The sequence below is a fragment of the Pseudomonas sp. UBA3149 genome (assembly GCF_002364655.1).
Taxonomy (GTDB): Bacteria; Pseudomonadota; Gammaproteobacteria; order Pseudomonadales; family Pseudomonadaceae; genus Chryseomonas; species Chryseomonas luteola.
The window spans coordinates 44,869-53,463 of sequence record NZ_DEYV01000004.1; the positions used below are offsets into that span (position 1 = coordinate 44,869).

Annotated in this window: 7 protein-coding genes and 1 pseudogene; 1 reads left to right on the forward strand and 7 read right to left on the reverse strand. The window is 54.0% G+C overall.

What is annotated here, in order from left to right:
- The first annotated feature begins 67 nt into the window (after positions 1 to 67).
- Complete coding sequence (gene fnr / locus B3729_RS01695) at positions 68 to 805, forward strand: fumarate/nitrate reduction transcriptional regulator Fnr (protein WP_026003866.1); 738 nt, start codon at positions 68 to 70, stop codon at positions 803 to 805.
- Positions 806 to 866: 61 nt separating this feature from the next.
- On the opposite strand, the gene B3729_RS01700 is transcribed toward fnr, so the two are convergent.
- From B3729_RS01700 to B3729_RS01730, 7 genes and pseudogenes are all read right to left on the reverse strand, one after another.
- On the reverse strand, positions 867 to 3,386 hold the full coding sequence (locus B3729_RS01700) for a TonB-dependent siderophore receptor (RefSeq protein WP_286786891.1): 2,520 nt from the start codon (positions 3,384 to 3,386) through the stop codon (positions 867 to 869).
- 110 nt (positions 3,387 to 3,496) lie between these two features.
- A complete protein-coding gene (locus tag B3729_RS01705; protein WP_286786892.1) occupies positions 3,497 to 4,471 on the reverse strand; it encodes a FecR domain-containing protein in 975 nt (324 codons plus the stop codon).
- Positions 4,472 to 4,474: 3 nt separating this feature from the next.
- Positions 4,475 to 4,987, reverse strand: a complete 513-nt coding sequence (locus B3729_RS01710; protein ID WP_019365234.1) for a sigma-70 family RNA polymerase sigma factor — start codon at positions 4,985 to 4,987, stop codon at positions 4,475 to 4,477.
- A gap of 95 nt (positions 4,988 to 5,082) precedes the next feature.
- Positions 5,083 to 5,682, reverse strand: a complete 600-nt coding sequence (recR, locus tag B3729_RS01715; RefSeq protein WP_026003868.1) for a recombination mediator RecR — start codon at positions 5,680 to 5,682, stop codon at positions 5,083 to 5,085.
- 113 nt (positions 5,683 to 5,795) lie between these two features.
- Entirely contained in the window at positions 5,796 to 6,122 is a 327-nt protein-coding gene (locus B3729_RS01720) for a YbaB/EbfC family nucleoid-associated protein (RefSeq protein ID WP_010794802.1), read from the reverse strand.
- A gap of 32 nt (positions 6,123 to 6,154) precedes the next feature.
- Positions 6,155 to 8,170 (reverse strand): DNA polymerase III subunit gamma/tau, encoded by a 2,016-nt coding sequence (gene dnaX / locus B3729_RS01725; RefSeq protein WP_286786893.1) that lies wholly within the window; start codon positions 8,168 to 8,170, stop codon positions 6,155 to 6,157.
- 214 nt (positions 8,171 to 8,384) lie between these two features.
- Positions 8,385 to 8,595: pseudogene (locus B3729_RS01730) on the reverse strand (dihydroxy-acid dehydratase); the annotation flags it as partial.

The following is an 8,595-nucleotide window of genomic DNA, read 5'->3' on the forward strand; positions in this document are numbered from 1 at the left end:
ACTAACAGCTTTCATCATCATGCGTGCAGTAATACCCTTGGCTTACTAATGGAATAAATCGAAAGCCATGTCCGAGACTTTGAAAATGCGTGTCACCTCGCCGCAAGCCCACTGTAAAGATTGCAGCCTGGCACCCTTATGCTTGCCATTGTCGTTGAACCTTGAGGATCTGGATGAGCTTGATCGGATCGTCAAGCGCGGCCGTCCACTCAAGAAAGGCGACTATCTGTTCCGACAGGGTGACAGTTTTGGCTCCGTCTTTGCCGTCCGCTCAGGCGCGCTTAAAACCTTTAGCGTGACCGATAACGGTGAAGAGCAGATTACCGGCTTTCACCTACCCAGCGAGCTGGTTGGCTTGTCCGGTATGGATACGGAGCTGCATCCGGTTTCTGCACAGGCGCTGGAAACCACATCGGTATGCGAGATCCCCTTCGAGCATCTTGATGAGCTGGCCGATCAGCTTCCCCAGCTGCGTCGCCAGCTGATGCGTGTGATGAGCCGCGAAATTCGGGATGATCAGCAGATGATGCTGCTCTTGTCCAAAAAAAGCGCAGACGAGCGTATCGCGACGTTTCTTGTGAATCTGTCTGCACGTTTCCGCGCCCGTGGCTTCTCCGCCCAGCAGTTCCGCCTGTCCATGTCCCGTAATGAGATCGGTAACTATCTGGGCCTTGCAGTGGAGACAGTTTCTCGTGTGTTCACGCGCTTCCAGCAGAGCGGCATCATCGAAGCCGAAGGCAAGGAAGTGCATATCCTCGACTCGATTCAGCTCTGCGCCCTGGCGGGCGGCCAGCTGGAAGGTTGAAACAAAACGGGCGGCCCTGAAGCCGCCCGTTTTGCTTGAAAAGCTTTATCGCTTTTGATCGTTAGAACTTGTAACTGACCGTGGCGGTGACGTTACGCTCTTCGCCGTAATAGCAATACGACAGGCTCCCGCATGCAGAGACATACTTCTTGTCAGTTAAATTGTTGGCATTGACACGAACATCGACGCCCTTGAGCCCTATGTTGCTAAGATCATAATTTAGCGAAGCATCAAAAAGGGCGTAGGAAGGTACGCGTTGTGTATTCTCAGCATCCGCCCAACTTTTCCCTACAAAACGTGCGCCACCGCCAAAACTGAGTCCAGAAACGATACCTTCGCTAAAGGTGTAGTCACCCCAGAGCGAAGCCATATGGCGAGGGGCGCCCGTAGGGGTATTTCCTTTGTTATCGATGGGAAGTTGATTATAGTTTGCATCTGTCAAAGTTGTCGGCGTGGACTTTATATATTCGACGTCTGCAAATGTATAGCTGCCTAGCACCCGAAAGTTATCGGTAATCTGGACATGAGCTTCTAGCTCCAAGCCTTGCGAACGAATTTTTCCTACGGGTCGGTAAAAATTCTCTTGCGCCTGCTTTGTGGCCAAATTTTCTTGTGTGATATGGAACAGGGATGCTGTAAAGATATTATCCGTACCTGGCGGCTGATATTTTATGCCAGCCTCCCACTGCTTGCCCTCGGTAGGCTTAAGAGGATTACCAGCCTGATCACTGAAGGAGTTCGGATTAAAAGACTCAGAGTAGCTTATATAAGGGGCAACGCCATTATCAAATAGATATAGCGCACCAACACGAGGCGTAACTTTACTGTCGTTAGCCTTGTTCTTTCCCCCGTTATTCAACTCATCTTGAACCGATGTTTCTACCCAATCCTTACGCAGGCCCAGAGAAAAACGCCATTTATTCAGATCAATCAAATCCTGAATATATAAACCGGTCTGCTCCATGCGTCGAAGCTGGCTAGTTTGCCACTGTTCGACTACATCTGGATTACCATAAACCGGATCAAATGCATTAATTGAGGATGCGGAGCCGCCTGAATAGTCTACTTTTGCCTTTCGACGCTGATAGTCCAGCCCAGTTAAGACTGTATGACGTGCAGCGCCAGTATCAAATTCGGCCTGTAGCATATTGTCAATGATTAAGGCATGTAGGCGCTCGTGTCCTTCTGTAGTTGCACGCTTAAGCTGATCGGTTCCCGGAAGCCAACCTAAATCTCCTTGAACGCCTGTAGTACTAGAATAGGCTTGTCGCATATCGACCTTAGAATCTAGATACCTAAAATTCTGCCGTGCCGACCAGACATCATTGAAACGATGCTCAAACTGATAACCCACCATCTGCTGGGTACGTTCGAACTTGTCGAAATCGGAGTCGCCCTCAAAGAAATGCTTTGAGATGTATTGTCCATTGTGGCGATAGAGTGTGCCGTCTGCCGGGAGACCGCCGTGGTAACCGCCTTCGGGGTCATGCTGCATATACGCCTGCAGGGTTAGCGTTGTATTTTCATCAAAGTCGATGGCTACAGTGGGCGCAATCGCGTAGCGCTTCTCCTCGTTGTGATCAAACTGCGTATCGGACTTGTCCGCCAGACCTACCAGCCGATAGGCAATCGTCTGGTCTTCGTTGACCGGCCCACTAAAATCGAACCCCATACCCCGCTGGCCCTGGGTACCCACCGTGGCCTGGATTTCATGATAGGGCTCATATAGTGGCTTCTTGCTGGTAAGCGCTACTAGGCCGCCAGGATTACTCCGTCCGTAGAGCACCGAAGACGGGCCTTTCAGGATATCAATGCGCTCAAGGAAATACGGATCTACCTGCATGCTGCTATAGGTACCGCTATCTCCCATGGTCTTGAGACCATCAAGATAGATGTTATCTACCGAGCCGTCATTGAAACCACGCATGGCAACATAGTCATACCGGTGAGTTGCACCATATGGGTTGGTCATGACACCTGGGGTATAACGCAACGCCTGGGAAACTGTTTGCGAGCCCTGATCATCAATCTGGTCGCGCGTTACCACGGATACCGACTGAGAGGTCTCCAGGATCGACTTACTTGTCTTGGTCGCAATCTGGCTATGGGTGGCGTTATAGCCTTCCATGGTTCCAAGCGCATTACCTAGTGCAAAATCGGTAACGGTAGTCGCAGAAAGCTCGGAAACATCACTGCCAACGCTTGCCGCTCCAGCCGCCAGCGAATAGCTGCCGCTACCGGTGTTGACGATCTGCAAGCCGCTTCCTTTTAGCAGCGCTGCAAAACCTTCTTCAACACTGTACTGCCCCTTGAGGCCTGAGCTCTGCTTACCCTCCGTCAATGCGCCATCGGCAGATAGCATGACATTCGCTTCGCCAGCAAAACGACTCAATGCCGTCGACAGCGGGCCAGCTGGTATATCGTAACTGCGTACTGCCTGGGCCGTGGCAGCCGTTTCAGCGGCATTACCTGCAAGCGGCACAAGGGCGAGGCTCATCGGTATAGCAAGTGCAGCAGCATGCACAGCCTGACGCAGAGGGCTCCGCTTGAAAAAAGCCTGATACGAACGACGCGAATCCATTACTCATCCCTTTTTTGTGTTCAACAGTGATGGCTTTCAGCCTGTTTGAGACTAAAGCCAGTCGAAATCAAGAAAAGGGAACCGCTAATGATAATATTTTTTATTAAGATTCAGGAGAGACGCGCTGAAATAGACGTCCACCAAGGCAGCGGGCGATTGATGCGAATGGGCAGGCTTTGCTCCAAGGCTGTCAGCACCCGCTCCGTATCTTTCAGCGGGTATGCACCGACCAGACACAGATTCGCTACATCCGGATCACAGGCCAGATACCCGGAGCGATAACGCGATAACTCATCAACAAAATCGCTCAACCGCATATCATCGGCCAGAATCATCCCTTTGATCCAAGCCTGACGGCGTTGCTCACTCACCCGAGCAGTAGAAACCTCGTCAGTGCTAAAGCGCACCTGTTGTCCTGCCTTTACTGTGACGGACGCCGACGCCACAGGAGCAACCTGCACACTGCCGTTGAAAACTGCCAACTCGCCAAAGCCTCCTCGATCAAAAACACTGAACTGGGCTTCTTTGGCCAGTAACGCACCGAATGTTGTATCAAGCGTCAGCGGATAGTGAGCATCCTTGCCTCGAGACAGCATGGCCTCACCCTTGTAGAGTGCCAGATGCAAGCGGTCCGGTTCGTTCGAGACATCCATTGCCGTATCGGTGTTCAGCCAGAGATGCGAGCCATCAGCAAGCTGAAAATCCTTGATCTCTCCCACACGTGTTCGGTAGCTGGCATACCATTGTCTCCAGGACAACTGTGAAGAGGTAGTCCAGGCCAGAACACCGGTACTGCAAAGTACGGTCATCAGTTTTAATGTCTGACGCCGCGTTTGCCCTTTTTTCTGTAGCGCTTGTGTAGCGCCATGGCGTTGCTCGGAGGGTATGCGCTGAAAATGACGACTGATTAGCTCGACACGCTGCCACGCCTGGGCATGTTGCGGATTTTCTGCCAGCCAGAGCTGCCACTGCACACGCACCTGATCGCTGACATCATCAGCACTGAGCACGGCAAACCATTCGGCCGCCTGCTCAAGCACCGCAAAGTCGCACTCTGTCTCGGACATCTGCTGGGCGGCCTGCATGGTCTATTCCACCTCAAGGGTCAGGCAGTGCAGCATGGCTTGGGCCATGTACTTTTTGACCATTCGCTCGGACACCCCTAGCACCTCACCAATGGCTGCATACGTCTGCCCTTCCAGTTGAGACATCAGGAAGGCTGAGCGCACCTTTTCAGGTAGACGGTCCAGCATGGCGTCGATTTGAACGAGACTTTCAATAATGATTTCACGCGCTTCTGGAGATGGCGCGTAATACTCGGAACGATCAGCCAGCGCCTCGAGATAGGTCCGTTCGATATCCTGACGCCGCCAGTGATTGACGAGTAATGAATGGGCGATGGTCGATAAGTAAGCGCGCGGCTCTCGAACGGACGGAAGATCGCGTCCTTTGGCTAACAGGCGAAGGAATGTATCCTGGGCCAGATCGGCTGCATTGAACGAGCATCCCAACCGTTTGCTCAGCCAACCGTGCAGCCAGCCATGATGTTCGCTATACCAGTCATGCAAGGCGTTGGGTGATGACACTTCAGCCGCGCACATGTCAGAACCTATCGAGATGGCATTGAGATATCGCTAATGATAATGCTTCTCAAGAATAGGTCTATGCTTTTTTACGCCAATTTGCGTACCGCCGATCAAAGCGTGATCGGCTTACGGCCTGCAAAGGCATGCGTAAGGGTGCCGTTGTCTACCAGATCAAGTTCACCACCCAGGGGGACACCATGGGCAATCCGGGAAATAGTTAAACCGCGCGGTTTCAATAGCTGCGCAATGTAATGGGACGTTGCCTCGCCTTCCACTGTCGGGTTGGTTGCAATAATGACTTCCTGGAAGGCACCTTGCTCGATACGCTCCATCAGCTCTGGAATGCCGATCGCCTCCGGGCCGAGACCATCCAGAGGAGACAGGTGCCCTTTCAGCACGAAATAACGCCCACGAAAGCCCGTCTGGTCAACGGCAAAGACGTCCATCGGCGACTCAACCACGCAAAGCAGCTGGTCATCCCGATCCGGATCAGCGCACTGAGGGCACAGTTCGTTTTCCGTCAGGGTACGACAATGCTTGCAATGCCCTACTCCCTCCATGGCTGCCTGCAAGGCACTCGACAAGCGCAGGCCCCCGCTCCGGTCACGCTCAAGCATCTGCATGGCCATACGCTGGGCTGATTTCTGGCCCACCCCAGGCAAAATGCGTAGCGCGTCGATCAACTGTCGAATGAGAGGACTAAAACTCATGAAGAAATCTCGAGTGGAGATAGATAAAAGTATAGACAGGCTATCGTCTGTTAACGTGCCTGGATCGCCGCCAGCCAGAACGGCCAGCGGCGTGACCATAAGCCTTTAAATGCTTAGAAAGGCATCTTGAATCCAGGCGGCAGCTGCATGCCCGCAGTCATACCAGACATCTTTTCCTGGCTGTTCTGCTCGATCTTGCGAACGGCATCATTCACCGCAGCCGCGATGAGGTCTTCCAGAATTTCCTTGTCTTCCTGCATCAGGCTGTCATCCAGCGATACACGCTTGACATCGTGGCGACCTGTCATGACGACGCTGACCAGCCCGGCGCCGGACTGACCGGTCACTTCGGCATTTGCCAGCTCTTCCTGCATCTTCTGCATTTTTTCCTGCATTTGCTGAGCCTGCTTCATCAGGCCGGCCATGCCACCTTTTAACATGTCTGTTTACCTCGTCTGGTTTGAGAACCCGGTCAGTCCTTGGAATTAACCGGCTCGATAGTGTCCGCACGGACTACAGCCGCGAACTGTTCCATCATTTGCTGGATCAGCGGATCATTCTGTATGGACGCCTCAGCTTCCCGCTGACGCTCCGCACGTTTGCGAGCGGCAGCCTGTGCTGGCGTCTCCTGCTCGGGCGTCTGGAGTGTTATATCCAGCTTGATCGTACGCCCCTGGTATTGATTCAAGGCATCATTCAAACGGCGATGCTGGTTCGTGTTGAATAATGCGCTCTGATTTGGATCCAGATGAAGGTGCCATGCATCATTTTCAACCGACACCAGCGTACAGTTTGCCGCAATGCTTGCAGTCATGCCTCCTAAGCCTAGCTTAGGTAGCAATTCGATCCACTCGGCGGCAAGTCCGGTTGCAGGTTTGGCTGCCGGTACGGGCTCTGGGGCCGTCGACGGCGCCTCGGCCAGTACGCCTTCGGTCAGCTCGTCCAGATAGCCGTAATCGGACTCGGCATTGTAATAATCATCGGCAGGCGGTGGCTCGTCGTCTGCCAAGCCTTCATTGTCCTGCTCATCAACGATCCGCTCAATGACAGTGGCCTCCGACGTTTCGGTTGCCATCGGAACCACATGGGTTGGCTCTACCGGCGTTTTGATGGCCGTTGTAGGTTCATCCCAGGGTAGATCGACAGGCTCGCTTGTCTGAGAGGCCTCTGGCTCTTTCGCAACAGGCGATGCAGAAGCCGTTACCGGTTCCGGCCGAGGCTCGGACTTAACCGGAGCGGGACTGGGTTTCGCCACGGGCGCTGGGCGAGCGACTGGCGCAACAGGCAACTGAGCCGGCGTGGATGATGCAGACGGAGCGGCCACCGGTTCTGGCTTGGAGTCAGTCGTGGCCTGACTGGCTCCCAACGTCTTTAACGCAGCCTTGGGTGTACTGCCGCCGCCCTCAGCCGGTCGGAAGGCCAGCATCCTCAGCAACACCATTTCAAAGCCGCCACGAGGATCAGGCGCCAACGGCAGATCTCGACGCCCAATCAACCCCATCTGGTAATAATATTGCACATCTTCGGCGGGTAGCGCCTGAGCCAAGGCCAAAACCTGCTCACGATCACCCTGACCGTTATCCACAGCCTCAGGCAACGCCTGGGCAATCGCTACACGGTGCAAAACATTCAGCATCTCGCCCAGCACACCTGCCCAATCAGGACCTTGCTCGGCAAGATGACGTACGGCCTCGAGCAGTGCGCGAGCATCGCCTTCCAGCAGGGCTTGCAATACACCATATACCTGCCCTTGATCCAACGTACCCAGCATGGCGCGTACATCGGCAGCCAGAACATGCCCTTCGCCAAAGGCAATCGCCTGATCGGTCAGGCTCATCGCATCGCGCATCGAGCCATCGGCAGCACGCCCCAGCAACCATAGAGCATCCTGTTCGAAAGGAATCTGCTCAGCGGTCAACACGTGGGTCAGGTGCTCAACCACACGCTCAGGCGGCATGTTCTTCAGCGAAAACTGCAGGCAGCGCGACAGAATGGTAACGGGGAGCTTTTGCGGATCGGTCGTTGCCAGCAGGAATTTAACGTGAGGCGGCGGCTCTTCCAATGTTTTCAACAGTGCGTTGAAACTATGGGTCGAGAGCATGTGGACTTCGTCGATGAGGTAAACCTTGTAACGACCACGCGTAGGGGCGTACTGCACGTTATCCAGTAGCTCCCGGGTATCCTCTACCTTAGTGCGGCTGGCAGCATCCACTTCGATCAGATCGACGAAACGACCTTCATCGATTTCCCGGCAGACCGAACACTCCCCGCAGGGGGTCGAGCTGATGCCGGTCTCGCAATTCAGGCACTTCGCCAGAATACGCGCAATGGTGGTTTTACCCACCCCACGCGTGCCGGTAAAGAGATAAGCGTGATGAAGGCGCTGGTTATCCAGGGCATTGATCAGGGCTTTAAGCACATGGGTCTGTCCGACCATTTCACGGAAAGAGCGCGGACGCCATTTGCGAGCGAGAACCTGATAACTCATCGATACCTGACACGGCGAAGAAAAAGAAGTCGGCTAATGCTAGCGAAGCAAGGGGTAAATTGCATCCAAAAGCCTATGACTTGCCTCATATTCCTATATCGAGTCATGTACGGGACACCCTTTAGCCAGACTCAAGAGATGGGGTCTAGGCCAGAGAAATCAAGGCATTCAGAAGATAACCCAGCCTGAAATGGCCGGGCTACCTTAAAGAAGATCAGTGCGAGTGCCTCGGCACCTCGGAGCCACGGCAGCCGACGAGGAAGTCAAAATCACAGCCCTCATCGGCCTGCAGCACGTGGTCCACGTACAGCTTGCGGTAACCACCACCGAGCAGGTTGGCGTTCGGGTCCTGCCAGTCCGCCAAGCGGGCCTGCAGCTCTTCATCGCTGATATCCAGATGCAGGCGGCCGTTCTCGCAGTCCAGC

Bases quoted from the DNA above. Each gene is read 5' to 3' on its own strand.
- fnr (WP_026003866.1), top strand. From the start codon at position 68: ATGTCCGAGACTTTGAAAATGCGTGTCACCTCGCCGCAAGCCCACTGT.
- B3729_RS01700 (WP_286786891.1), bottom strand. From the start codon at position 3,386: ATGGATTCGCGTCGTTCGTATCAGGCTTTTTTCAAGCGGAGCCCTCTG.
- B3729_RS01705 (WP_286786892.1), bottom strand. From the start codon at position 4,471: ATGCAGGCCGCCCAGCAGATGTCCGAGACAGAGTGCGACTTTGCGGTG.
- B3729_RS01710 (WP_019365234.1), bottom strand. From the start codon at position 4,987: ATGTGCGCGGCTGAAGTGTCATCACCCAACGCCTTGCATGACTGGTAT.
- recR (WP_026003868.1), bottom strand. From the start codon at position 5,682: ATGAGTTTTAGTCCTCTCATTCGACAGTTGATCGACGCGCTACGCATT.
- B3729_RS01720 (WP_010794802.1), bottom strand. From the start codon at position 6,122: ATGTTAAAAGGTGGCATGGCCGGCCTGATGAAGCAGGCTCAGCAAATG.
- dnaX (WP_286786893.1), bottom strand. From the start codon at position 8,170: ATGAGTTATCAGGTTCTCGCTCGCAAATGGCGTCCGCGCTCTTTCCGT.